Source organism: Flexivirga aerilata (assembly GCF_013002715.1).
In the GTDB taxonomy this organism is placed as follows: domain Bacteria; phylum Actinomycetota; class Actinomycetes; order Actinomycetales; family Dermatophilaceae; genus Flexivirga; species Flexivirga aerilata.
In genome coordinates this window covers 704,106-728,684 of the sequence record NZ_JABENB010000001.1, presented here as the reverse complement: position 1 = coordinate 728,684, position 24,579 = coordinate 704,106, and the positions used below count along the sequence as shown (strand labels likewise).

The window sequence follows — 24,579 nt, the reverse complement described above, 5'->3', positions numbered from 1 at the left end:
CACTCCTGCTCAGCTCGGGTCTTCCATCAGATGCTGTATGGCGGTGGCCGTGCGTTCCGGAGCCTCGACCGGGGCCTGGTGCCCGACGCCCGACAGCACCAGGTGCGGTGCTCGGGTAAGCTCGGCCGTCGCCCGAACAGCAGCGGGAGTGACGACCTCGTCCGCCTCCCCGGCGACCAGCAATGTCGGGGTGGCGAACCCGCCGGCAGCAGCGGCCGTGAGGTCGTGCCCGGCGAGTGCTTCGCACGCGAACGCGTATGAGTCGCGGTCGATCTCGGGCAGGTCGGCCAGCAACTGGTCGGCGGGTCCCGGTGCCCGGTCGACGAACCCGGGGGCGAACCACCGCTCTCGTGAACCCGCGACGACCGCCGCCGTGCCGTCGGCGCGCACCAGCGCGGCCCGCTCGAACCAGCCGGCGGGCTGCCCGATCCGCAGGTCGGAGGCGAACACCCCGATCGCCGCGAACGGCTGTCCGGCCAGCGCCAGCTGCAACCCGACCGCGCCGCCGAGCGACACCCCCGCGTAGTAGACCGTTCGGCCTGCGGCGGAGCTGCCGGCATATGAACTGACAGCTGCCGCAAGATCTTCGATGGTGAACGCCTGTGCGGAGACCGGGCCGCCGCCGTGGCCGGGAAGGTCCCAGCCGACCACCTCGACGTCGTCCAGCAGACCGGCGACCGCCGACCACAGGGCCCGCACGCTGGTGCCGAGCGACGGGCCGACGACCAGTAGGCGGCCACTGTCGCCAACTGCGGAGATCCGGGTGAAGGCGAGCTCAATCATGGGCGCGTCCCCGTGGCATGGCGCTCCAGGACAAGGTCGACGAACCGTCCCGCATCGCCCAGGTATGACGCGGGGTCGCCCACCGACGAACCGCCCTCCGCGGTGAGGTCTGGCGCGGCGGCCTCGACGCGGGCGGCTGTCGCGTCGGTGTGCACCTCGAGCCCGGTGGCCAGCGGCGCCGCCAGCGACGCAGTGGTGACGGTCGACTCCAGCAGTTGAACGAACGCGCGCCATTCGCTGTGCCATGCGCCGTCAGGCCGCTCGTCGACGGCGGTGGCGGCGGCCAGGTGGAGTTGTGCCGCCAGCAGTGGGGTCTGTGCCGCCAACGAGCGAATCAACACCGACCGCACCGGGTTCTGCTTGTGCGGCATGGTGGACGAGGTGCCGTGCCCTGGAGCGCCGCGCTCTCGCAGTTCGTCGATCTCGGGTCTGCCGAGCAGCGCGACGTCGGCGGCGAGCACCCCGAGTGCGTCGGTGACGGTGACCGCTGCGTCGCCGACCCCGGTCACCGGAGAGCGCCTGGTGTGCCACGGGAGCTGCGGTGAGCGCAGCTGCAGCCGGCGGGCGAATTCTGTTGGCAGCACGTCGGATTCGCCCGGAGCGAGGTGTGCACCCAGGGCCCGGGTGCCGGCGGCCCCGCCATACTGCACGGGCAACTCCTCGATGCGGTCGAGGATCAGCTGGCGGGCGTCGAGCACACCGGTGAGCCACTGTGCCGCGCGCAGCCCGACGGTGACCGGCACCGCCCATTGAGTCAGGGTCCGACCAGCGGCGACCGTGTCGCGATGCTCGCGGGCGAGGTCGGCGAGCGCGTCGGCGGTCGTGCTGAGGTCGGTCGCGATCTGCCGGAAGGCGTTGCGCGTCAATAGCATCAGCGCGGTGTCCAGTGCGTCCTGGCTGGTCAGGCCGCGATGCACGGCTGGCGCGGCGGCATCCGCCTGCGCCCGCAGGGCCGCCGCTACCGGCGCCGCGGGATTGCCCGCCGCCGCGGTGAATTCGGCGGTCGAATGCGGATCGATGACCACCGTGTCTGCCGCGGCGGCGACCGCCTCGGCCTGCGCGGTCGAGACCGCGCCGGCAGCAGCCAATGCGTGCGCCCAGGCGACCTCCGTCTGTAGCAGGGCGGCGATGAGCGCCTGGTCGCCGAGCAGGTCGGCCGCGACTTGCGACCCGGGGGAGAGCAGGCCGCTCACCGCGCGCTCCGGTGCTCCAGGAAGACCGTCTCCTGCTCGCCCTGCAACCGGATGTCGAAGCGTAGTGAGCCGTCGACCTCGCGCACGGTCAGCAGAGTGGCGGCGCGCTCGGCGGGCAGTTGGGCGAGCAGGCCATCCCGTGCGTCCGGCAGGTAGGCGCGGGTGAAGAGCCGGTCCAGCAGACCACGGGCGAAGACCGCGACCGCGAAGAACGCGGCGGAGTCGGCCACCGCGCCAGGCTCCTCGGTGGTGAACTCGTAGCGGCCGTCCTCGTCGGTGGCGGCACGACCCCAGCCGGTGAAAGCCGTTCGGGCATGCAGGGATCCGGCCAGCTGAGGCACGATCCCGCTGCGGTCGGCCTGCCGGATCTCTACCAGGGCGTCCGGCACCGGCGAGCCGGCCCCGTCATACACCGTGCCGTGCAGGCGCACCAGGTTGGGGCGCCCCGGTGGCACCAGCTGGGCCCCGCCGTTGGTCGGCAGCGCGTTGTGGAAGAACGGGCCTACGGTCTGGGCCGGGGTCGGCTCAAGCATCGTGCTCCTCTGGCGACTCGAGCGGGGTCGCCGAACCGCCGCCGAGGATGACGTCGAAGCGGTAGCCGGTCGCCCATTCGTGGGTGGTCACTCCGTGGTCGTATGACGCGACGAGCCGCGCGCGGGCACTGTCGTCGGGGATCGCCTGCGCGATCGGGTCCAGCGACAGCAGCGGATCGTTCGGGAAGTACATCTGCGTCACCAGACGCTGGGTGAATGCGGTGCCGAACAACGAGAAGTGGATGTGCGCGGGCCGCCAAGCGTTGAGGTGATTGCGCCACGGGTAGGGGCCGGGCCGGATCGTGGTGAACCGGTAGCCGCCGTCGTCGTCGGTGAGGCAGCGGCCGATGCCACTGAAGTTGGGATCGAGCGGTGCCGGGTGCTGATCGTTCTGGTGGATATAGCGGCCGGCCGAGTTGGCCTGCCAGATCTCGACCAGTTGGCGGCGCACCGGCCGCCCGGCGCTGTCCAGGATTCGGCCGGTGACGACCATCCGCTCGCCGATGGGTTCGCCGCGATGCTGAGTGGTCAGGTCGGACTCGCCGGCCCACACGTCGGTGCTACCGAAGCAGGGGGCGAAGAGCTCGGCCGCTTCCGGGTCGACCGGCTGCAACGGCTGCGTCGGGTGCCGCAGGACAGAGCTGCGATAGGGCGCGAAGTCCAGCAGCGTCGAGTCGGGCAGCGACCCGTCGGGCGCTCGCGTCGTCTCGTGACGCTGCGCCATCTCATCGCTGATCTGCGACTGGCTGTCGAGTCGGGAGCGGGGTGCGAGCATCTGCCCACCCTAGGAACTCGGATCAGCCGCGGCCACGCTAGCCTTCCACTGAGCGGAAGAGGTGGGCGCGTGGCGGGCAACGGTGCACCCGGAGCGACGGTGGTGTCGCGAGCCCTCGCGGTCCTGTTCGCCTTCGACACCGCGCACTCTCGGCTGTCGCTGAGTGAGCTGGCCGACCGGTCCGGGCTGCCGCTCAGCACCACCCACCGGTTGGTCGCCGAGCTGGTGCTGGGCAAGGCTTTGGTCCGCGAGCCGGACGGTTGTTACGTGGTAGGCCGCACAGTCTGGGACCTCGGCCTGCTCGCGCCCGTCGAGCGCGGGATCCGGGAGCTGGCCCGGCCGTTCCTCAGTGACATCCACGCGGCGACCCGGGCGACGGTCCATCTTGCGGTGCGCGATGGGTTGCGCGCGCTCTATCTGGAGCGGCTCTCCGGCAATGCCTCGGTGCCCATCGTGAGCACGGTCGGCACCCGACTTCCGTTGCACGCCACCGGAGTTGGCAAGGTGCTGCTTGCGCATGCACCAGAGGAGGTCCGCGCCCGGGCGATGCGTAACCTGCGGCGCGTCACGCCATACACGATCACCCAGCCGGCGCGACTGTTCGAGCAGCTCGAGGCGGTGCGCCGGGACGGTTTCGCCACCACGATCGAGGAGATGAGCCTCGGCGGGTGCTCGGTGGCGGTGCCGATCATGCGCGAAAGGTTCGACGCCGCACCGGAAGTCGTCGCCGCGGTCGGCGTCGTGGTGCCCAATCTGCGGCGTGACCGTGCGCGCCTGGTCACCGCCCTGCAGGTCGCCGCGCGCGGCATCGGCCGCACCATGCCACTCAGCTGAACCAGCTGCTCTGGCTAATCCCGTGACCAGCGCGTCCGGCCACCGACGACGGTCTGCAAGACCCGGGTGTCCCGGATGCGGCCCGGATCCGTCGCGACCGCGTCACCGGTGATGTCCGTGTCGACCGCGATGAAGTCGGCGAGCCGGCCGGGCGTGATGCGACCCTTGCGGTCGAAATCGCCTGCGAGACGGGCAGATCCGGAGGTGTATGCCGCAATCGCCTCGTCGATCGCGATGCGTTCGTCCGGCCGCCAGCCCCCGTCGGGGGTGCCGTCCGGCCGCTGCCGGGTGACCGCCGCGTGCAGCCCGAAGAACGGATTCGCTTCCTCCACAGGCGCATCCGAGCCGAATGCCACCATCGCCCCGGCGTCGATCAGGCTCCGCCAGCCGTAGGCGACGAGGTCGGTGTCCGGCAGCAAGGCGTCGACCAGCGCGATGTCGCTGGTGCAGTGGGTCGGCTGCATCGACGCCGTCACACCGAGGCGGACCAGCCGCTCGACGTCGGCCGGCTGCAGAAACTGCGTGTGCTCGATGCTGAGCGGCAGCCGGGTGCCGGTCTCGGCGCGGATGCGCTCGTAGACGTCCAGCACCAGGTGGTTGGCCTGGTCGCCGATCGCGTGGGTTGCCACCGCGATGCCGGCGTCGACCGCGGTGCGAGCTGCGTCATACAGCTGGGCGGTGGTCATCACCGGCATCCCGTGGTTGCCCGGGTAACCGTGGAAGTCGCGGCTCATGTGGCTGGTGCGCGAGCCGAGCGCGCCGTCGCTGAAGAGCTTGACCGCACCGACTCGCATCCAGTCGTCGCCGATGCCACTGCGTCGTCCCTCGGCGATCGCGGCAGCGAGTGAGTCACGCGGAATGCCTTTGGTGACACGGATTTTCAGATTGCCCTCGGCCTTGAGGCGCAGGTATGCCGCGCGGGCATCCTCACCGTTGAGATCGGTCACGCTGGTGAGGCCGACCGAGAGGAGCTCGTCCTGGGCGAGCAGCAACAGGCTCGCCAGATCGCCGGATGCGGGCCCCTCGTAAAGGGATTCGATCGGGCCCTGCGCCTCCTCGCGCAGGATGCCGGTGGGGTTGCCGTCGGCGTCGCGGACGGCCTCACCGCCCGGCGGGTCCGCCCAGTCGGCGGTGATGCCGGCGAGGCGCAGCGCCTCGGTGTTGGCCCACATGGTGTGGCCGTCGATGCTGGACAGGGCGATCGGGTGTCCGTTGCTCACCTGGTCCAGGTCGGCCGCGGTCGGCTGGACCGGCACCTGCCACTTGTTGCTGTCCCAGCGGCCGCCGAAGATCCACGCCCCGTCGGGCATCGTGTCGACGTGGGCGCGGACGAGAGCGAGCGCGTCCGCCAGCGACGTCGCCGCCCGCAGGTCGAGGCCCACCAGTGACCGGGCCACCGCCGCGGTGTGGATGTGCGCGTCGTGCATGCCCGGCAGGACGAGCTCGCCGGGCAGGTCGACGACGTCGAGGCCGGTGTGCAGCGCGGCGAGTTGGTTGGCGTCGCCGGTCGCGGTGATCACTCCGTCGGTGACCAGGATTCCGGTGACGCCGGGCCGGTTGTCGCCGGTGTGGACGCGGGGATGACGGAAGAGAGCGGGCACGGCGGACAGCCTAAGCAGCGCGGGCCGGATGCCCGTGACGAGGGCCGCATAGCACCCGGCATACCGGATATCAAGTGTTGGTAACGGTTTGGTAAATGTGCTGACAAGAACGGCGAATGGATGCTTGTCGCCATTCCCATCGCGGCACGAAGCGGCTAGTTTCCGCTGGGCTTGCACCTTTGTCTGAACAGGAGATCCGCATGGACCCCGCTGACGGCAACACCTCGCAAAGTCGCGACAGGGACGGCGCTGTCGTTCGTCGCGAGACGATCACCAAGCGGGTGCGCAAACCCGCCTGGCTGCCCTGGTTGCTCGGCCTGATTCTCGTACCCGCAGTGCTCGCGCTGATCACCGGTCTGGTGCGGCACAACGCGATCGAAAAGGACCTGAAGGGCCGCACGACCGAGGCGCTGAAGGCGGGTGGGGTGTCCGACGCGGGTGTGAAGTTCGACGGCCGGGACGGCACCATCACGCTGCCGGCGGGAGCCGACGCCGCGAAGGCCAAGAGCCTCGCCAAGGGTGTCGACGGCGTGCGGGTCGCCGACGTGAAGGGCGGCGGCGCCGCAGCCGCTCCCGCTCCCTCCGCCACGTCGCCGTCGGCCACCGAGTCGAGCCCGGCGCCGAGCGCGTCCTCGAGCGCGGCCGACAAGTGCGCGACGCTCGGCACCGACCTGACCGCCCTGCTGAAGGGCAACGAGCCGAAGTTCGCGACGGCCTCCACCAAGCTGCAGACCGCGACCGACCCGACGCTGGACAAGGTCGCCGAGCTGATCAAGGGCTGCCCGACCACCAAGTTCCAGGTCGGCGGCTACACCGACAACACCGGGGCCGAGGCCTTCAACAAGACCCTGTCGCAGGGCCGCGCACAGTCCGTCGTCGACTACCTGGTCGGCAAGGGTGACAACAAGGCGAACCTCAGCGCGAAGGGTTACGGCTCGGCGAACCCGGTCGGCGACAACAACACCGAGGCGGGGCGTTCGCAGAACCGTCGCGTCGAAATCACCGTGGTGGGAGGCTGAAATGGGTTGGCTTTTCTTCCAGACCTGGATCTGGTTGCTCGTGGCATTCGTGGTCGGAGCGGTGATTGCCCTGCTGCTCGCATATCTGTTGTTCCCCAATGAACGTGACGCATTCAAGGACGTTCTCGAAGGAGGTCGGTCCTGATGGGTTGGCTGTTCACGCAAGAGTGGATCTGGATCCTGCTGGCCCTGATCCTGGGTTTCCTCATCACCTGGTTCCTGGTGGTGCGCAAGGTGAGCCGTGAGGTCGAGGTGCGTGAGCGCCGCGGCGAGAGCGGCGGCATACGTGGCAAGACCGCGGCGACCGGAGCCGCCGCTGCCGGTGGCGCGGCCGCCGTCGGTGCCGGCGCCGCGTCGCTCGCCGGCAAGCGGGACCGTGACAAGGCCGACGCTGACAGGGCAGACGCTAAGAAGGCCGACGCTGACAAGCGCGACGTCAGGGCCGACACGTCGAAGGTCGACACTGCCAAGGCCGACAGCGCCGAGGCCAAGGGCGACCGTTCGGGGGTGAGCGGGAACGTCGCCGGCGCAGCCGCGGCCGGCACCGCTGCGGCCGGTGCTGGTGCCGCTGCAGTGGCCGGCAAGCGCGACCGTGACAAGGCCGACGACGACGCGCGGCTGCGCGACCGGGATGCCGACCGTACGGCGACCGACGCGAAGGCTGCCGAGTCGAAGACCGCCGACGCAAGTGAGCGCACCAGCGCGGTCGAGCCCGCGGGTCGTGCGACGGAGCCGGATGCGCCGGCGACCGGTGCCAAGAAGCCGGACCCGGCGCTCGCCCGCAAGGACGACGAGGGCCTGAGCACCGGCGCGAAGGTCGGCCTCGCCGGAGCGGCCGCGGGTGCGGCCGGGGTTGCCGGCGCCGCTGCCGCGCACCGCCACGAGGACAAGCAGAACGCCCGCACCGACGTCGAGAAGTCGGACGTCGGCACCGTGGGCGGCGCCGCCGCGACGCCGGCGACGGCGCGCACTACCGACCCGAAGACCGGTGCGGCCGCGGACGGCCACGACGCGCCGACCACCGCGGTGCCGGCGGTCGGCACGACGGGTGCGGCGGGCAACGCGTCCACGACAGCGCCGGCGTCCGGCACGGCCGATAAGACCGGCGGGACTGACAGGACGGACAGGACCGGCGGGACGGACACGTCCGACGGAACTGACAAGACTGACAAGTCCGACAAGTCTGACCAGTCCGGCACGCGTGGCGCCGGCAGCGGCGCGGGTGCCGCCGTCGCGGGCGGTGCGGTCGCCGGAGCCGGTGCAGTGGCCGGCTACGAGGTCGCCAAGAAGTCGGGCGGCAAGGACGGCGCCGCCGGTGCCGGATCCGCCGCGGACGGGGGCGACCCGATGGCCGCCCGCTTTGGTGCGGGTGCCGCGTCGCCGACCGCCGACGGCAGCGCGCCGGCCGGTTACGCGATCAAGGGCAACGCCGACTCGATGCTGTTCCACACCCCGGACAGCCCGCGTTATGAAGCTACCCAGCCCGAGGTCTGGTTCAAGGACGAAGCCGCAGCAACCGCAGCCGGTTTCGCGCACTGGGACCGGAGCAAGCGCGGCGGCGCGGCCTCGCGCGGCACGAGTGCGCCGTCCGGTGGGGCGAGCACTGCCGGCACTTCGGCGACCGGCACGACCGGGACGACCGGGGCCGGGACAGCCGTGAGTGGGACGACCGGCACGGCGGGCACTCCTGCGTCGACCGGTACGCCGGGCACGACGAGTTCCGGGACGACCGGCACGGCAGGGACGACCGGCACTGGCACGACCAGCGCCGGCACGACCGGCTCCGGCCCGGCCGGCCCGGCGCACACGTCGAGCGGCACGAGCGGCACGGCCGGCACGGGTGGCTCCACCGGTGCGGCAGCCGCGGGTGCGGCCGGCGGTGCGGCCGCTGTCGGCGGCGCGGCGTTCGTCGCGGGCCGGGACTCCGGCGGTGCCGGCACCACGGGTGCGGCCAGGACCGACGGTTCGGCGGGTGCTCCGGCGTCGCGCGCGCAGCAGGCAGCTGCTTCGACGACGGCTGCTCCGCAGGCCGGCGCCCCCAGCGGCACTGCCGGCACCGGCACCACGGGTAGCACGGGTAGCACCGGCACCACGGGCAGCGCCGATGGCTCCGGTCCTGCCGGGTCGTCCGCGGCCGGTGGCGACCCGCTGACCGCGAAGTACGGCAAGGGTGCCGCGTCGCCGAAGGCGGATGGTGCGGGGCCGGACTCGTCATACACGGTGAAGGGCAACGAGGACTCGGGGCTCTATCACGACGAGACCTCGCCGTCCTACCGGCAGACCCGCGCCGAGGTGTGGTTCGTGGACGTCACGGTGGCCGAGGCCGCCGGGTTCAAGGCGTGGAACCACAAGCAGAGGGCCGCCGGTTCGGCCGACGGTGGCGCTGCGCCGGTCGCGGGAAGTTCGACGACCGGGACGACCGGGACCGACGGCCGCGCGACCGGGACGACCGGCGCGCCGACTGCCGGGGCGCCTGGTGGCCCGACCGGTGGCTCGACGGGTGGCTCGACGACTGGCAGCTCCGGGTCCGCCGCACCGCTCGCCGCTGGTGCGGCCGGTGCTGCGGGCGCGGGTGCGGCAGGTGCCGCGGCCACGGGCGGCCGGGACAGCGACACCGCCGGTGCCGCCACGCCCGGGACCGCGAAGTCGGACGCTGCGAAGTCGGACACGACCACGCAGGGCGCCGCGGGTGACTCGCGCGGCTCGTCCTCGTCGGTGTCCGACCCGATGGCGCAGCGCTACGGCCTCGGCGCGGCTTCCCCGAAGGACGGCGGTGACGCTCCCTCGGGCAGCTACACCGTCAAGGGCAACGCCGACTCGATGTTGTTCCACACCGCGGACTCGCCCTACTACAAGGCGACGCGTGCCGAGGTCTGGTTCACCGACGAGCAGGCAGCAACCGCAGCCGGATTCAAGCGCTGGGACCACAACCGCCGGCCGTCGAAGTCGGGTGAGAACTTCGACACGACGCAGCCAGTCGACACGTCCGGCGACGCTGCTGGCAAGGGCAGCGGCGCTGCAGGGCGGACCGGGGCAGCCGGGCCGGCGGCCGGCGCAGCGGGTGCTGCCGGCGTTGCCGGAGCCGGTGCCGCCGGAGCCGCTGGGCTGACCGGCGCGGCCACCTCGCGCGCGTCGGAGACGAAACCCGATGCCTCGCACGGTGGTTCGTCGGCTGCTCAGGGTTCGACTGCCCAAGGTTCGGCGGCTCAGGGTTCGACTGCTCAGGGTGCGACGCCGGCTCCGGCGGATGCCTCCGCGGCGGCCGAGCCGGACCCGATCCAGGAGCAGTTCGGCAAGGGTGCCGCCTCGCCCCGTGAGGACGGCAGCGCACCGTCGGCGGAGTACACGATCAAGGGCAACGCCGACTCGATGCTGTTCCACACCAGCGACAGCCCGAGCTACCAGGCGACGGTCGCCGAGATCTGGTTCGTCGACGAGGACGCCGCCAAGCAGGCCGGCTTCAAGCACTGGGATCACCGCAAGCGCTGATCGCAGAGCTCACCGCAGCGAGCCCGCATCCCACCTGGGGTGCGGGCTCGCTTGTCGTCCGACCCGTGCGCGCACGCCGACTGACGTCGCTCGCGTCGAGTGACGTCCTTGCACCGACGTCACTCGATGCGTGCGACATCACTCGGGGCGGAGAGGCGCCACTCGGCATACGGGCGGGAAGGGCGCGTGCGATCCGTGGGCATTCGTAGGCGGGGGTGTTTCAATGGCCCGGTGCCGGCGGTGATCAGCGAGTTGCGCAGACTGTGGCGCGGCCCGCTCGAGGTGCCGCCGACGCGGCTGTCACCGCGCACGCTCAACACCGAGACCGTGCTGGTGCTGCTCGTCGGGCTCGGCGCGTCGGCGATCTACTCGATCCTGTCGATCATCAAGCGCCTGGAGTCCACCACCGCGCTCAATCAGCAGACCTCGACCCTCAACGCCACCCAGTCGACGCAGTCGTGGCTCGACCTCGCCTATCAGGTCGTCGACATCGGACTCGGCCTGGTGCCGGCGTTGCTCGCGATCTACCTGCTCGGCCTCCAGATCCCTTCCCCGGTGCGCTATCTCGGCGTCGACGGCCGTATGCCGGGGCGCGATCTCCTGCTCGGCGCCGGACTCGCCGCGGTCATCGGCGTCCCCGGCCTGGTGCTGTATGTCGTGGCCCGCGACCTCGGCTTCAACACCACCGTCGTCGCCACCGACCTCGGCGAATACTGGTGGACGACACCGGTCCTCATCCTCTCGGCGATCCAGAACGCGATCGCCGAGGAAGTCGTGATGGTCGGCTACCTCTTCACCCGGTGGACCCAGGCCCGCTGGCGGTTGCCGGTGATCATCGTGGTGTCCGCCGTCATCCGCGGCAGCTACCACCTCTATCAGGGCTTCGGCGGCTTCGTCGGCAACATCGTGATGGGGCTGATCCTCGGCACCGTCTACCTGCGCACGCGGCGGGTGCTGCCGCTGATCATCACCCACGCGATCCTCGATATCGTCGCATTCGTGGGCTATGCGCTGTTGCACGATCACGTCGGCTGGCTGTCGTGAACACCCCCGGCTTCCAGCAGATCTCGGCCGACGAGGTGACCTGCCGCCGCGGCGAGGTCACGATGCTGCCGCCCACGTCCATGACCGTCGCGCCGGCCGAGAACGTCGTCATCACCGGTGAGAACGGCAGCGGCAAGACCACCTTCCTGCGGGTGCTGACCGGCAACCTCACACCGAGCGCGGGCTCCATCACCCTCGACGGCCGGCCGATCGACGAGCGCGACCCGGCCACCCGACGCGTCATCGCCCCGCTCATCGGTCCCGTCGCCGGCTACCGGGACCTCACCGTCGCCGACCACCTCATCCTGATCGACCAGACCTGGGGCGGCGACCGGGACGGCGCGGGTGAGCGCATCGCCACCGTGCTCGAACGCCTCGACATCATGCGCTTCGGCAACCGCTTCCTCGCCGAACTGTCCTCCGGTCAGCGGCAACTCGTGGAGCTGTCGATGGTGCTGTTGCGGCCGTCGGCGTTGCTCGTGCTCGACGAACCCGAGCAACGTCTCGACGAGGGACGGCGCGCGCTGCTCGGTGAGGTGCTGCGCGAGCGGGTCGCGACCGGTGCCTCGGTGGTCTGGGCCTGCCACGACCGGGCGCTCGCGGAGGCGACCGCCACACGCACCGTGCACTTCCCGGGCGCGCAGTGATGCCCTCCCGGTCCAGGGCTGGACTCGGCACCCCCGAGGAGCGCGAACGCCTCTCGGACGCCTACGAATTGCGCTTCCACGGAGAGGGCGGCCCACTGTCGGGGGCGCTGTTCGGCGCTTACCTGGCCGGACTGCTCGGGATCGTCTACGGGTCGGTGCTGGCGCACTACGTCTTCGACCAGTGGCCCGGCGTCGCCCGCTGGGTCGAGCACCGGCCTGCCGCGTCGATCGGCGTCATCCTCGCGCTGATCGTGGCGGCGGCCGCGATCGCCTTTCGCGTCGGCCGCACGCGCGGCCCGGTGCTGCCCGAACCCGGCCACATCGAGCTCGTCGTCGCCACCGACCTGCCACGGCGCCTCACCCTGCGGGACGCCTGGCGCGGCGCGCAATTGGTGGTGCTCGTCAGCTGCGTCTGCCTGGGGGTGGCGGTGCCCGCCGGTCTCGCGCTGAGCGGCGGACCGGGGTGGTCGCTGGCGGCCGGTGTGCTGCTCGGCATCGTCGGCGGCGTCGCCATCGTGCAGGCATGGCTGCGCGGCCAGGCCTTCGGGCAGGTGCCCAGCCTGCGTGCCTCGTCCGGGTCATTGATCGAGGCGCTTCCCGCGGCGCTGCTGCTGCGTCAGTCGCTCCTCTCGGAGGCGGTCACCTCGTCGCTGCTGATCGCCGACACGCGGCGCGCGCGGGCGCAGGCCTTCCCGATCGCGTTACGCCGCAAGCCTGCTCGCATCCCGACAGCCGGACGCTGGGCGACCGTGGTCCTGGCCGACCTGACCGGTCTGCTGCGCAGTGGCTGGTCGGTCGTGGCGTGGACGCTCGCCGAGCTCGCCGCGTTGCTGGTGCTCGGATCGCACGCGGTCCTTGCTGCCGACTCGCCTCTCGTCCTGCCGGTCCTCGTCCTGGTCGCGCATCTCGCTGCGACCGGCCTCACCCGCGGCCTGCAGCACCAGGCGGCCTCGGTCGGCGAGCCGTCGCTGCTCGGACTGCCGTGGCAGCACGAGGCGGTCCTGCACCTGGTGCCGCTCGCGGTGGTGCAGTGCGTCGCAGTGACCGCTGCCGGCCTGGCGACCGGCGTCGGGGCGGCCGCTGCGGCATACGGCGTGGCGGTGGCGGCCGCGCTCGCCGGCAGCCAACTGCTCTACGCCCACAAGGAGCCGCTCTCCGGAGGACTCCTGCTCACCGGGCCGGGGCGCGGTGCCGGCGCGCTGTGGGCGATGCACCCGGCGATCCTGGCGCTCGCCGCGGGCTTCGGCATGACGCTCGGTGCGAGCACCGCGGTCCTCGCCGGACTGTTGCTGCTCGCCATCGGATATGCCCGCGCCGCAGCGCGTTTCGCGCCGGCAAGGGTGGACTGACCTCAGCGCACGACGCGCAGCCCGAGCGGGCGAACCCCCGGCTCGGGCAGGCGCAGCGGGGCGTCACCAGGGCTGATCCGGCCGAGCACCCGCGGCCGGCCGGCGCCGGTCAGGACGCCGTCCCCGCCGCTCAGCACGCCGGGGATGCCGTGCCAGGTGAGGTAGCCCAGCAGCGCCATCAGGTAGCCCTCCTTCGCGTCGACCGGCAGACCCAGCCGGTCGCTGGTGAGCAACGCGGCCGCACCGAGATGGTGTCGCAACCGGCGCATGAGCGCCGGGTTGTGCACGCCGCCCCCGGAGGCATAGACCTCGCGAACGCCGTGCGGCCGGAGCGTGTCGGCGACCGTGACCGCGGTGAGCTCGGTGAGGGTCGCGATCAGGTCCGGCAGGCTCAGCCCAGTGTCGGATGGGACATAGTCACGCGAAAACAGCTCTCGCCCAGTGGATTTCGGAGGCGTCAGCCGGTAGTAGGGCTCGGCGAGCAGCCGATCCAGCAGCGGCTGGTCGACGCTCCCGGTAGCGGCCAGGCGACCGCCTGCGTCATACGACTGCTCGGAGCGGGTGGCGGTCGCGATCGCCGCGTCGATCAGGCAGTTGGCGGGTCCGGTGTCGAACGCGAGCGGGCCGTCGCCGCCGGTGACGGTGACGTTGGCAATGCCCCCGAGGTTGAGCAGCGCACGAGGTATGACGGGGCTCATCGCCTGGAGCAGCAGCACGTCGAGGGTGCCCGCGAGCGGCGCACCCTGACCGCCCGCGGCGATGTCGCGGCTGCGCACGTCGCTGACCACGGGCAGACCGGTGCGCTCGACGATGGCTGCCGGCTGGCCGAGCTGCAGGCCGCCCTGCGCGCGGCCGTCCTCCACCCAGTGAAAGACCGTTTGCCCATGGCTGACCACGAGATCGGCTGACCCGCCGGCGAATTCGTGGATGGCGCTGGCCACCGCATCGGCGATCTCGCGGCCGGTGAGGACGTCGAGGCGGCATACCTGCTCGACGGTCGTGGCCGCCGGTGGCAGCAGCTCGAGCAGCTCGCGCCGCACCTGCGGCGACCAGTCGAAGGTGCGCGCACCCAGTGGGCGCAGGGTCAGCCGACCGTCGGCCGCACCGGCGAATTCGCCCACTGCGACGTCGATCCCGTCGACCGAGGTGCCAGAGATCGCGCCGGCGACGATCACGAGGCCGCTCGATCGGGCAGCCGCACCACGTGGGCCTCGTGCGGGGTGGAGCGGTCGATTGCCAGTCGCGCGGCACCGGCGAGGGTGTCGCCCTCCGGGTCGACCAGCCGCAGTCGCGGGTCGAGTGACGTTGCGGCGGAGAGGATCTGGCGCACGAAGGTCGGTCCGAGGGAGGTCAGGCGCCCGCGGATGGCGCACGGCACCTCGGCGAGGTCGAGGGTGACCGACGCGTCCGCGAGGGTCCGTCCGAGCAACGCGGCCGCCGACCTGACGACGTGATAGGCCTCTCCACTGCCGGCCGCCGCGGCTGCGGCGATGTCGGATGCGAAGTCCACGCGTTGCGCGGTCACCTCCGGGCCCTCCTCGGTCGCCAGGCCCTCCCACTCCTCGCCGAAGCGGGCCTGCGCCGCGTCGGCCAGCGCGCCGCCGTGGGTCATCGCGAGCAGCAGGCCCTGGCGGCCCATCCAGTGCGCGCTGCCCAGGTCGCCGGTCGCCGGACCACGGCCGTCGCGCAGCTTGAGCCCGCCGTCTGCGTCGACGCCGACCCCGATCGCGCCGGCACCGGCCACCAGCAGGGCGCCGGGGCGGCCCGCCAGCGCACCGGCGTGGGCCGCCACCGCGGACGCCGCGACGACGACCTCGGCGCGGTCGAGGGCCACCTCCGCCAGCTGCTGCGCGGTCCGCTCCGGCTCCAGCGGGCTGCGGGCGGCGACCGCCAGCACGTCGCTGTGCCCGGCGTCCCGGTGGTGAAGAACGTCCGAGACGACGCGGGACGCCGCGACATACGACGTCGCGCCGCCGCCGTCGAGGTCGTGCGTGCCGGGCGCCGGATGCAGCTCGTGCGGGCCGGGCCGCGCACGCGGCACCTGGAAGCTGCGACCGATGCTCGCCATCGGCGCGACCTCGACGGCGAGAACCCGAATCACGCGCACAGGGTATGTGAATCGTTTCCGCCTTGTGTCGCAATACTGTGGGTTGCTTTTCATCCGACGGTTAGAGTGGCCGCGTTGACAGCTGTGAGTGGTCGACATCTGTCCCCGCAGAGCCGAGGGAGGCGCACGATGGATGACCAGTCCCGCGAGTCGTCGTCCGCGGATCCGACGCGTGACGTGCTGGTGCGGATGCGTGCCGCGATGCCGTCGTTGCAGCCGGCCGAGCACCGCGTCGCCGAGGTCGTGCTGCGCGACCCTGCGGCCGCGGCGCAACTGTCGATCACCGACCTCGCCGAGAGCGCCTCGACCTCCGTGGCGACCGTGGCGCGCTTCAGCCACAGCGTCGGCTTCGGCGGCTATCCGCAGCTGCGGCTCGCGCTCGCCGGGGCGGCCGCCCGCGAGTCGGCACTCGGCGGTCCGCGGCGTCAGCCCCCGGCCGACCTCGACGAGGCGGCGACCACCGAGGACATCGTCGCCACGATCGTGCACCATGAGGTGCGCGCGCTGCAGGAGACGGCCGAGCACCTCGATCTCGCGGCGCTGGACGCGGCGATCCAGGCGGTGGCGGGTGCCGGCCGGGTCGACGTCTTCGGCGTCGGGGCGAGCGGCATGGTCGCCGAGGACCTGCGTTACAAGCTGCACCGCATCGGCCGCATTGCCTTCGCCTGGAACGAGTTTCACGCGGCGATGACCGCTGCGGTGCTGCTCGGCGAGCATGACGTCGCGATCGGCATCTCGCACTCGGGGAGCACGACGGACGTCGTCGAGACGCTCGCGGCGGCGAAGGAGGCGGGTGCCACGACGATCGCGCTGACCAACTTCGCGACGTCGCCGATCGTCGATCACGCCGACATCGTGCTGACCACCGCGGCCCGTGAGACGAGCTTCCGGTCTGGCGCGCTCGCCAGTCGCACCGCGCAGCTGGCGCTGGTCGACTTCCTCTTCGTCGGCGTCGCCCGCACGGCGCTGGACGACGCGACCGAGGCGCTCGCCCGCACCCATCAGGCGGTCAGCGGACGCCGTCAGCCGCAACGCACTCGAAAAGGGCGCAACTCCAAGGAAACTCGCTCGTGAACATCGGTGATCTGGGCACCGAGACACGCAACCCGCGCAGCGCCGGCATGGACCTGATGAGCACCCACGAGGTGCTCGAGCTGATGAACGACGAGGACGGCACCGTCGCGGCCGCCGTGCGCACGATGCTCCCGGAGATCGCCAAAGCCGTTGAGCTGATCGCTGATTCGCTGCGCGAAGGCGGACGGCTGATCTATCTCGGCGCCGGCACCAGCGGCCGCCTCGGACTGCTCGACGCCGTCGAGTGCCCGCCGACCTTCGACACCGATCCCGGGCAGGTGACCGCGTTGCTCGCCGGCGGGGACGGGGCGTTCGTCCAGGCGGTCGAGGGTGCCGAGGACGACACCGATGCCGCCATACGCGATCTGGAGCGACTGGCCGTCGGGCCGCGCGACACCGTCGTCGGGCTCGCGGCGAGCGGCCGCACTCCCTATGTGGTCGCCGGACTGCGGCGCGCCCGCGAGCTCGGCGCGCACACCGTTGCGGTTGCCTGCAATCCGGGATCCGCGATCGGCCGCGAGGCGCGGGTCGCGATCGAGGTGCCGACCGGGCCGGAGGTGCTCACCGGATCGACCCGGCTGAAGGCCGGCACTGCGCAGAAGATGGTCTGCAACATGCTGTCGACCGCGGCGATGGTGCGCATCGGCAAGGCCTACGGCAACCTCATGGTCGACATGCGGCCCACCAACGCCAAGCTCGTCGACCGCGCGCGTCGCATGGTGGCCGCGGCGACCGACGTGGACGACGACACCGCGGCGCGCGCGCTGGACGCCGCGGGTGGCCGCACCAAGGTCGCGATCGTGATGCTGCTCGCCGGAGTCGGTCAGGACGAGGCCGGCGAGTTGTTGCGTCGCGGTCGCGGGAGCGTGTCGAGCGCCATACAGCCGTGAGAGCGGCCGCCTATCATTGCCAGTCCGATGACGCGCATGTTTGCGGCCGTGCTGCCGCCCGAGCCGGTCAAGGAAGATCTCGCGGAGTTCCTGCAGCCCCGTGCCGAGCATCCGTGGATCGACCCCGAGCAGTGGCACATCACGCTGGCCTTCCTGGCGCAGGTCAACGACGCCCGCCTCGACGAACTGCTCGACGGACTCCGCGCGGCCGGGCGACGGCGGTCGCCGATGACGTTGCGGTTGCACGGGGCCGGTGCCTTCCCGGACCCGGTGCAGGCCAAGGTGCTCTGGCTGGACATCGCCGCATCGGCCGCGGACCGGGAGGAGCTGCACCGGTTGTCGACCAACGTGCGCCGCACCGCGGCGCATGCGGGTGCGCCCCCGGACGGCAAGGACTTTCGCCCGCACCTGACCGTCAGCCGGCTGAAACGCCCCGGCCAGCAACTCGATTGGCTCGACGTCCTCAGCACGTATGACGGGAGCCCCTGGCAGGCAACGGATTTCGCGCTGATCGAGTCGCACCTCGGCGAAGGCCCGCGCGGCCGGCCACGCTACGAGATCGTCGAGCGCTTCCCGCTGCTCGGTGACCGGACCGACTGACCGGCGGGTAACAGACTTCACCCAAGGCCCTCCCACCGCGCAGTGATCCCGCTTACAGTTTGGCCATGACGAATCTGGCGGCCAACCTTGCAGCGACCGCGGAGAAGCACCCCGACGCGGTCGCGATCAAACTCGACGACTTCGAGCTGACCTATGCCCAGTTGCGCGACGCCGCAGCGAAGTTCGCGGGCAAGCTGGTCGCGCGCGGCATCAAGCCGGGTGACCGGGTCGCGCTGTCGCAGCCCAACCTGCCGACGTTCCCGGTGATCTTCTACGGGGCGCTCTGGGCCGGGGCCACCGTCATACCGATGAACCCGTTGTTCAAGCCGCGGGAGATCGAGTACTACCTGTCCGACTCCGGTGCGTCGATCATGTTCGGCATGGCGGGCGACGGCGAGGCCGGCGCGCAGGAGGCAGGTGTCGACTTCGAGGTGGTCGACCCGGCCAACCCGGCGGCGCTCGTCGGTGACGCCGACCCGCTCCCGGAGCCGGTCGACCGTGCCCCCGACGACACCGCGGTCATCCTCTACACCTCCGGCACGACCGGCCGGCCGAAGGGTGCCGAGCTCACCCACCACAACCTCGACGACAACTGCCACATGGTCGTCGACCAGCTGATCGGCACCGAGCCGGGCGACGTGATCATGGGCTGCCTGCCGCTCTTTCACGTTTTCGGGCTGACCTGCGGTCTCAACGCCGGCGTGCTGAGCGGCGCGACGCTCACGCTGGTGCCGCGCTTCGACCCGGCCAAGGTGCTGGAGGTCATGCAGCGCGACAAGGCGACGATCTTCCAGGGCGTCCCGACGATGTACAACGCGATGCTGACGGCCGCCGGCGACGGCGAGATCGACCTGGCGTCCCTGCGCACCTGCTGCTCGGGCGGCGCGGCGCTGCCCGGTGAGGTCATGCGGCAGTTCGAGGAGCGCTTCGGCGCCAAGATCCTCGAGGGCTACGGGCTGTCCGAGACCTCGCCGGTCGCGTCCTTCAACCTGCCCGACCGCCCGCGCAAGGTGGGCTCGATCGGTGTGCCGCTCAAGGGGGTCCAGATGCGGCTCGCCGAGCGGGACGGCTCCGACACCCCGGAGGGCGAGGTCGGCGAGATCGCCATCAAGGGCGACCTGATCATGAAGGGCTATTGGAACAAGCCGGAGGCGACGGCCGAGGCGATCCGGGACGGCTGGTTCTTCTCCGGTGACCTCGCCACCAAGGACGACGACGGCTACTTCTTCATCGTCGACCGGGCCAAGGACATGATCATCCGCGGCGGCTACAACGTCTACCCGCGTGAGGTCGAGGAAGTCCTCTACGAGCACCCCGAGGTCGTCGAGGCCGCGGTCATCGGCATACCCCACGAGCACTACGGCGAGGAGGTTGCGGCATACGTGGTCCGCGCGCCGGGATCGAATCTCGAGGCTGACACGTTGACCGACTGGGTGAAGGAACGCGTCGCGGCCTACAAGTATCCGCGCACCATCACCTTCATCGAGGCGTTGCCCAAGGGCGCGACGGGCAAGATTCTCAAGCGCGAGCTGCGCACGACGCAGAGCTGACGGCGCAGCGCCACCCGAGAGTTGACGGCACATAGATAAACTATGTAACATTCGGCCATGAACGACACCTCCGTCAATGAGACCGGCTCGCGACTGCTCGGAGCGGTCGCGCGCCTCAACCGCTGGGCCACCCGGCACGCCGAGTTGAGCATCCCGCCGGCCCAGGGGCGTCTGCTGTCGCTGATCGACGACCTCGGACCGGCCCGCATCGGCGAGCTGGCGGTCGCCGACCACTGCAGCCAGCCGACGATGACCACTCAGGTGCAGCGAGTCGAATCCGCAGGCTGGGCAAGGCGATCCACCGACTCCAAGGACGCCCGCGTCGCGCTGATCGAGCTGACCGACGAAGGCCGTCAGATGCTCGCCAGCCTGCGCGCCTCGCGGGCCCGGGCGCTCGCGCCGGAGCTGGAGCGGCTCTCGCCGGAGGAGCGGGCGGCGCTGCGCAGCGCCACCGAGATCATCCTGCGCGTGGTCGACACGAGCGAACGTCCGCAGGAGTGAGCGACGGGCGCGGAGTCGTTTTGTCCTCCTTCGGCCGGACTCTCACCGGCGCGCCCTAGTCTGGCGGTTATGGCCAAGCCGCACCCCGCCTCACGCGCCGAGGACGCGCTCAACGCCGTCGTGGCGCGCCGGTTGCGCAAGCGCGGGTGGCAGCTGCAGGTGATGCCCTTCACCGGGTATGGCGGGGTCGGCTTCGCCCGCATCATGGCCCGGGTGGTGCTCGCCCGCGACGGGCAGCCCGCGACGGCCCCGACCGCCGAGGAGGCCAAGGCCCGGCGCGGCTTCAAGGTCTTCTTCTCCGCGCCGCAGCCCGAGGTGGACGTCGAGATCAGGTGCGGGGCGGCGACCGTGCAGGCGAGGACCGACCGCGGCGGCTATCTCGACGTCGACGTGCGCGACCACGGCTTCGCGCCCGGCTGGCACACCGCGACCATCGGCGTGGGCGACGTGCAGGCCGAGGCGCCGGTGCAGATCATCTCCCCGGACGCGACCTTCGGGATCGTCAGCGACATCGACGACACCTGCCTGATCACCGCGCTGCCGCGGCCGATGATCGCCGCGTGGAACACGTTCGTGCTGGAGGAGACCGCCCGCAAGGTGGTGCCCGGCATGCCGGCGATGTTCCGCTCGCTGCTCGCCGGGGAGCCGGGTGCCCCGATCATCTACCTGTCGACCGGCGCCTGGAACACCCAGCCGATCCTGACCCGCTTCTTCCGGCGCCACGGCTTCCCGGCCGGCCCGATGCTGCTGACCGACTGGGGCCCGACGGAGGATCGCGCGTTCCGCAGTGGGCGCGCGCACAAGGAGTCGACGCTGCGGCGGCTCGCCGAGGAGTTCCCCAACATCCGGTGGCTGCTGGTCGGCGACGACGGGCAGCACGACCCGGTGATCTACGAGGACTTCGCGGTCGAGCACCCCGAGCATGTCGCCTGCATCGCGATCCGCCAGCTGACCCCGACCCAGCAGGTGCTGTCGCACGGCCACCCGCTCGCCCGTGACGAGTTCCGCGGGCGGCAGGTGCAGGTGATGGTCTGCGAGGGCCCGGACGGCTTCACACTGCACCGGCTGGTGCGAAAAGTGTTGGCCGGCAACCCGATCGAGCCCGAAGAGGTGAAGAGCGCCGATGCCTGAGATGCCCGAGGTGCAGGGTCTTGTCGACGTCCTCCGCTCGCGGATCATCGACCTGCCGGTCGCGTCCGTGGAGCTGGGGTCGTTCTCGGTGCTGAAGACCTACGACCCGGCGCCGCAGGCGCTCGGTGGGCTGAGCGTCACCGACGTCACCCGGCACGGCAAGTTCGTCGACATCGATGTCGACGGCATCCACCTGGTCTTCCACCTGTCCCGCGCCGGCTGGCTGCGCTGGTCGGACAAGCTCCCGCAGACCGTGCTGCGGCCCGGCAAGTCGCCGATCGCGTTGCGCTGCAGGTTTGCCGACGACTCCGGCTTCGACCTGACCGAGGCCGGCACGCAGAAGCGGCTCGCGGTCTACCTGGTGACCGATCCGCAGCAGGTGCCCGGCATCGCCTCGCTCGGGCCGGACCCGCTCGAGATCAGTCGCGACGACTTCGCCGCACTGCTCGCCGGGCGACGGACGCAGATCAAAGGACTCCTGCGCGACCAGTCGGTGCTGGCCGGGGTGGGCAACGCCTACTCCGACGAGGTGCTGCACGCGGCGAAACTCGCGCCATACGCGGCGGCGGCGTCGCTGGACGAGGAGCAAGTGACCCGGCTGTATGACGCCATGCGCGACATCCTCACCGAGGCGATCGCAGCCGCGTCGGGCAAGCCGGCGAAGGACCTGAAGGACGCCAAGCGCGCCGGCATGCGGGTGCATGGCCGCACCGGCGAGGCGTGCCCGGTGTGCGGCGACGTGATCCGCGAGGTGTCCTTCGCGAACCGGTCGATGCAGTATTGCGCGACCTGCCAGACCGGCGGCAAGCCGCTCGCCGACCGCCGGATGTCCCGGCTGCTGAAATGATTTCGCTCTCGGCGAGGATGGTGGCATGAGCAACGCGACGACTCCGGAACAACTGCCCGACGACGCGGTCCTGCTGGACGTGCGCGAGCAGGACGAGTGGGACGCCGGCCACGCGCCGACCGCGGTCCACATCCCGCTCGGTGATCTGCCTGCTCGCCTCGGCGAGCTGCCCGAGGCGGACGAGGCGCACCCGTTGCCGATCGTCTGCCGCAGCGGCGGCCGATCCGGCCGCGCGGTCGCCTGGCTCGCGCAGCAGGGCTTCGACGTGGTCAACGTCGAGGGCGGCATGAAGCAGTGGGCTGCGGCGGGCAAGCCGCTCACGTCCGAGGCCGGGGACGCGCAGGTCATCTGACCGGGGGCGGCTGCCGCCATACACTGCGCTGGTGCTGAACATCCTGTCGATCCAGTCGTCGGTGGCCTACGGGCATGCGGGCAACAGCTCGGCGGTCTTCCCGCTGCAGCGGCTCGGCTACGAGGTGTGGCCGGTCTACACCGTCCACTTCTCCAACCACACCGGGTATGGCGAGTGGCGCGGCCCGGTCTTCGACCCCGAGACGATCGCCGACGTCATCACCGGCATCGACGAGCGGGGCGTGCTCGGCGAGTGCGACGCGGTGCTGTCCGGCTACCAGGGCGGCGAGCGGGTCGGTGAGGTGATCCTCGACGCCGTGGCCCGGGTCAAGGCGGCCAATCCGAAGGCGATCTATTGCGCGGACCCGGTGATGGGCGACGTCGGTCGCGGCTTCTTCGTGCGACCGGGCATCCCGGAATTCATGCGGGACAAGGTGATTCCCGCGGCGGACATCGTGACGCCGAACCAGTTCGAGCTGGACTTCCTGACCGGCCGCGAGGTGCACACGGTCGCCGACCTGCTGGAGTCGGCCGACGCGCTGCGCGAGCGCGGGCCGCGCACGGTGCTGGTCACGTCGGTGCAGACCGACCAAACCCCAGCGGACTCAGTGCAACTCGCGGTCGTCACCGACGCCGGCGCGTGGATGGTGACGACGCCGCTGCTGCCGATGTATGTCTCCGGCGCCGGCGACGCGACCGCCGCGATCTTCCTGGCGCACTGGCTGCGCGAGGAGCCGGCGAAAGCGCTTGCCGACACTGCGGATTCGGTCTACTCGATCATGGAGCGCACCCACGACGCCGGCACGCGCGAGATCCAGCTGATCGCCTCGCAGGACGAGATCGCGCACCCGCAGGGGCGGTTCGAGGTCACCCGCCTGCGCTGAGGCGGGCGCTACTGCGTCCCCTTGTCGCCCCCCGCTGTCGCCGACTGACGGCTCCCTCGACGACTGACGGTCGCATGGGGCCGTCACTCGGCGAGGGAGCCGTCACTCGCGGGTGGGAGTGGGGTGCGGGTGGGTCAGTCCGTGTGCTGCAGCATCCGCAGCGTCGACGCCCCGGCGACCACGATGATGAGCGCCGCGAAGCTGACCACGAGCGTGGTGGTCGGCACCCAGGTGAGCAGCACCCCGCAGAGGATGACCGGGATCGTGATGCCGGCGTATGCCGCGAGGAACATCCCGGCGACGGTCTCGCCGCGGCGGGCCGGGTCGGCCATCCGGTTGGCGGCCGCGATGCTGGAGGCGAAGACCAGCCCGATGCCGGCGCCGGTGATCGCGCCCGCGACGAAGAGGAGCCAGAGCGAGGCGACGAGCGTGGCGACCGCGATCAGCACCAACCCGGACACGATCAGCACCAGCCCGGCCCGCAGCTTCGGCCGCGGCTTGACCGCGAAGAGCGCGACCTGCGCGAGCGAGCAGGTACCGAGCGCGACGAAGACGACCAGGCCGGTGAGCAGCAGCGAGTGTTCGTGCATGACCGTCCCGAGCACGCTGCCGCTGAGCGCGGTGAAGAAGCCCATCACCGAGAACGCGCCACCGGCGGCCAGCCCGGCGGCGATGAACTCGTGCCGGCGGTGCGGCTCCACACTCACTCGCTGCGGGCGGTATGACGGCAGTTGCGCCGGCCGGTCGACCGTCTCCGGAGCGAGCAGCGCGATCACCCCCGCGAGTCCGAGCACGACCAGGAACGCGACGAACGGCAGCGTCAACGGGTCGGGCAGCCACTGCGCGAGGATGCCGCCGACCAGCGGGCCGAGCGCGAGGCCGCCCGTATTCACTGCACTGGCAACGGCGCTCGCGAGCCGGCCGTCCTCGTGCGGAGCGCCGATGCCGCGCAGCTCGGCCAGGTGCGCGGTCGCGGTGGAGGTCAGCGCGCCGATGCCCACGCCGCAGATGAACCGCGCGACGAGCAGCGGGCCGACGTCCTTGAAGGCCACGAAGATCAGGCAGGAGACCAGCTCGAGCGCGACCGCGGCGAGCAGCACCCGGCGCCGGCCGAGGTAGTCCGAGACGTGGCCGCCGAGGAAGAGGCCGGCCATCACCCCGAAGCCGTAGGCCGCGAAGATGACCGTGACCATCACGGTCGGGAAGTGATCGCGCGCCATGTAGAGCGAGTAGAGCGGGGTCGGCACGGTGGTGAACGCCATCGTCGCGGCGAACGCCGCCGCGACGAGCCAGAAGGCGCGGCGGTGCGTGGCGCTGCCGTGCGCCGGGCTCGTTGCGGGGTGCGCCGAAGCCCCTGCGGTAGCCGTCATGTCCTCC

Annotated in this window: 23 protein-coding genes; 15 read left to right on the top strand and 8 right to left on the bottom strand. The window is 71.4% G+C overall.

Going from position 1 to position 24,579, the window contains the following annotated elements; genetic code table 11:
* Positions 1-9 precede the first annotated feature (9 nt).
* From HJ588_RS03435 to pcaH, 4 genes are read right to left on the bottom strand one after another with little or no spacing between them, the layout of a single operon-like run.
* Positions 10-783: an alpha/beta fold hydrolase gene (locus HJ588_RS03435; protein ID WP_171151953.1), complete on the bottom strand. Its 774-nt coding sequence runs from the start codon at positions 781-783 to the stop codon at positions 10-12.
* Positions 780-1,976, bottom strand: coding sequence for a lyase family protein (locus HJ588_RS03430; RefSeq protein ID WP_171151952.1), 1,197 nt, complete (start codon positions 1,974-1,976; stop codon positions 780-782). The genes HJ588_RS03435 and HJ588_RS03430 overlap by 4 nt, the downstream gene beginning before the upstream one ends.
* On the bottom strand, positions 1,973-2,509 hold the full coding sequence (gene pcaG / locus HJ588_RS03425) for a protocatechuate 3,4-dioxygenase subunit alpha (RefSeq protein WP_171151950.1): 537 nt from the start codon (positions 2,507-2,509) through the stop codon (positions 1,973-1,975). The genes HJ588_RS03430 and pcaG overlap by 4 nt, the downstream gene beginning before the upstream one ends.
* Positions 2,502-3,284, bottom strand: coding sequence for a protocatechuate 3,4-dioxygenase subunit beta (gene pcaH, locus HJ588_RS03420; RefSeq protein WP_171151948.1), 783 nt, complete (start codon positions 3,282-3,284; stop codon positions 2,502-2,504). Before pcaH ends, pcaG begins: the two co-directional genes overlap by 8 nt.
* Positions 3,285-3,353: 69 nt before the next feature.
* Here pcaH and HJ588_RS03415 point away from each other — a divergent pair, with 69 nt between their 5' ends.
* Positions 3,354-4,118, top strand: a complete 765-nt coding sequence (locus tag HJ588_RS03415) for an IclR family transcriptional regulator domain-containing protein (RefSeq protein ID WP_171151946.1) — start codon at positions 3,354-3,356, stop codon at positions 4,116-4,118.
* 14 nt (positions 4,119-4,132) lie between these two features.
* On the opposite strand, the gene HJ588_RS03410 is transcribed toward HJ588_RS03415, so the two are convergent.
* Positions 4,133-5,719 (bottom strand): amidohydrolase family protein, encoded by a 1,587-nt coding sequence (locus HJ588_RS03410; RefSeq protein ID WP_171151944.1) that lies wholly within the window; start codon positions 5,717-5,719, stop codon positions 4,133-4,135.
* Positions 5,720-5,919: 200 nt separating this feature from the next.
* Between HJ588_RS03410 and HJ588_RS18930 the strand changes: the two genes are divergently transcribed.
* The 5 genes from HJ588_RS18930 (at position 5,920) to HJ588_RS03385 (ending at position 13,267) form a co-directional block, all read left to right on the top strand.
* Positions 5,920-6,738, top strand: coding sequence for an OmpA family protein (locus HJ588_RS18930; protein WP_281358801.1), 819 nt, complete (start codon positions 5,920-5,922; stop codon positions 6,736-6,738).
* Positions 6,739-6,882: 144 nt separating this feature from the next.
* Positions 6,883-10,227, top strand: coding sequence for a sunset domain-containing protein (locus HJ588_RS03400; protein WP_171151942.1), 3,345 nt, complete (start codon positions 6,883-6,885; stop codon positions 10,225-10,227).
* A gap of 231 nt (positions 10,228-10,458) precedes the next feature.
* Positions 10,459-11,271: a CPBP family intramembrane glutamic endopeptidase gene (locus HJ588_RS03395; RefSeq protein ID WP_343036578.1), complete on the top strand. Its 813-nt coding sequence runs from the start codon at positions 10,459-10,461 to the stop codon at positions 11,269-11,271.
* Positions 11,268-11,918 (top strand): ABC transporter ATP-binding protein, encoded by a 651-nt coding sequence (locus HJ588_RS03390; RefSeq protein WP_343036577.1) that lies wholly within the window; start codon positions 11,268-11,270, stop codon positions 11,916-11,918. The genes HJ588_RS03395 and HJ588_RS03390 overlap by 4 nt, the downstream gene beginning before the upstream one ends.
* Positions 11,918-13,267 carry a hypothetical protein gene (locus HJ588_RS03385; protein ID WP_171151939.1) on the top strand — a complete coding sequence of 450 codons (1,350 nt, stop codon included), beginning with the start codon at positions 11,918-11,920 and terminating at the stop codon, positions 13,265-13,267. The genes HJ588_RS03390 and HJ588_RS03385 overlap by 1 nt, the downstream gene beginning before the upstream one ends.
* 2 nt (positions 13,268-13,269) lie before the next feature.
* On the opposite strand, the gene HJ588_RS03380 is transcribed toward HJ588_RS03385, so the two are convergent.
* Both HJ588_RS03380 and HJ588_RS19235 read right to left on the bottom strand, forming a co-directional pair.
* Positions 13,270-14,442, bottom strand: a complete 1,173-nt coding sequence (locus HJ588_RS03380) for an anhydro-N-acetylmuramic acid kinase (RefSeq protein ID WP_171151937.1) — start codon at positions 14,440-14,442, stop codon at positions 13,270-13,272.
* The gene (locus HJ588_RS19235; protein ID WP_171151935.1) at positions 14,439-15,368 is read right to left on the bottom strand and encodes a hypothetical protein; all 930 of its coding nucleotides are present in this window, start codon (positions 15,366-15,368) and stop codon (positions 14,439-14,441) included. Before HJ588_RS19235 ends, HJ588_RS03380 begins: the two co-directional genes overlap by 4 nt.
* 135 nt (positions 15,369-15,503) lie before the next feature.
* Here HJ588_RS19235 and HJ588_RS03370 point away from each other — a divergent pair, with 135 nt between their 5' ends.
* From HJ588_RS03370 to pdxY, 9 genes are all read left to right on the top strand, one after another.
* The gene (locus HJ588_RS03370) at positions 15,504-16,448 is read left to right on the top strand and encodes a MurR/RpiR family transcriptional regulator (RefSeq protein WP_171151934.1); all 945 of its coding nucleotides are present in this window, start codon (positions 15,504-15,506) and stop codon (positions 16,446-16,448) included.
* Complete coding sequence (murQ, locus tag HJ588_RS03365; RefSeq protein ID WP_171151932.1) at positions 16,445-17,338, top strand: N-acetylmuramic acid 6-phosphate etherase; 894 nt, start codon at positions 16,445-16,447, stop codon at positions 17,336-17,338. Before HJ588_RS03370 ends, murQ begins: the two co-directional genes overlap by 4 nt.
* A 27-nt stretch (positions 17,339-17,365) precedes the next feature.
* The gene (gene thpR, locus HJ588_RS03360) at positions 17,366-17,938 is read left to right on the top strand and encodes an RNA 2',3'-cyclic phosphodiesterase (RefSeq protein ID WP_171151930.1); all 573 of its coding nucleotides are present in this window, start codon (positions 17,366-17,368) and stop codon (positions 17,936-17,938) included.
* 65 nt (positions 17,939-18,003) lie between these two features.
* Positions 18,004-19,488: a long-chain-fatty-acid--CoA ligase gene (locus tag HJ588_RS03355; RefSeq protein WP_171151928.1), complete on the top strand. Its 1,485-nt coding sequence runs from the start codon at positions 18,004-18,006 to the stop codon at positions 19,486-19,488.
* Between the two features lie 57 nt (positions 19,489-19,545).
* Positions 19,546-19,989: a MarR family winged helix-turn-helix transcriptional regulator gene (locus HJ588_RS03350; RefSeq protein WP_171151925.1), complete on the top strand. Its 444-nt coding sequence runs from the start codon at positions 19,546-19,548 to the stop codon at positions 19,987-19,989.
* A 69-nt stretch (positions 19,990-20,058) separates the two neighbouring features.
* Complete coding sequence (locus tag HJ588_RS03345; RefSeq protein ID WP_171151923.1) at positions 20,059-21,120, top strand: App1 family protein phosphatidate phosphatase; 1,062 nt, start codon at positions 20,059-20,061, stop codon at positions 21,118-21,120.
* Positions 21,113-21,967 (top strand): DNA-formamidopyrimidine glycosylase family protein, encoded by an 855-nt coding sequence (locus HJ588_RS03340; RefSeq protein WP_171151921.1) that lies wholly within the window; start codon positions 21,113-21,115, stop codon positions 21,965-21,967. The genes HJ588_RS03345 and HJ588_RS03340 overlap by 8 nt, the downstream gene beginning before the upstream one ends.
* Before the next feature lie 25 nt (positions 21,968-21,992).
* Positions 21,993-22,319: a rhodanese-like domain-containing protein gene (locus tag HJ588_RS03335; protein WP_171151919.1), complete on the top strand. Its 327-nt coding sequence runs from the start codon at positions 21,993-21,995 to the stop codon at positions 22,317-22,319.
* Positions 22,320-22,353: 34 nt separating this feature from the next.
* Positions 22,354-23,202 (top strand): pyridoxal kinase PdxY, encoded by an 849-nt coding sequence (pdxY, locus tag HJ588_RS03330; RefSeq protein ID WP_171155327.1) that lies wholly within the window; start codon positions 22,354-22,356, stop codon positions 23,200-23,202.
* A gap of 134 nt (positions 23,203-23,336) precedes the next feature.
* On the opposite strand, the gene HJ588_RS03325 is transcribed toward pdxY, so the two are convergent.
* Positions 23,337-24,572, bottom strand: a complete 1,236-nt coding sequence (locus HJ588_RS03325; RefSeq protein WP_171151918.1) for an MFS transporter — start codon at positions 24,570-24,572, stop codon at positions 23,337-23,339.
* Positions 24,573-24,579 lie beyond the last annotated feature (7 nt).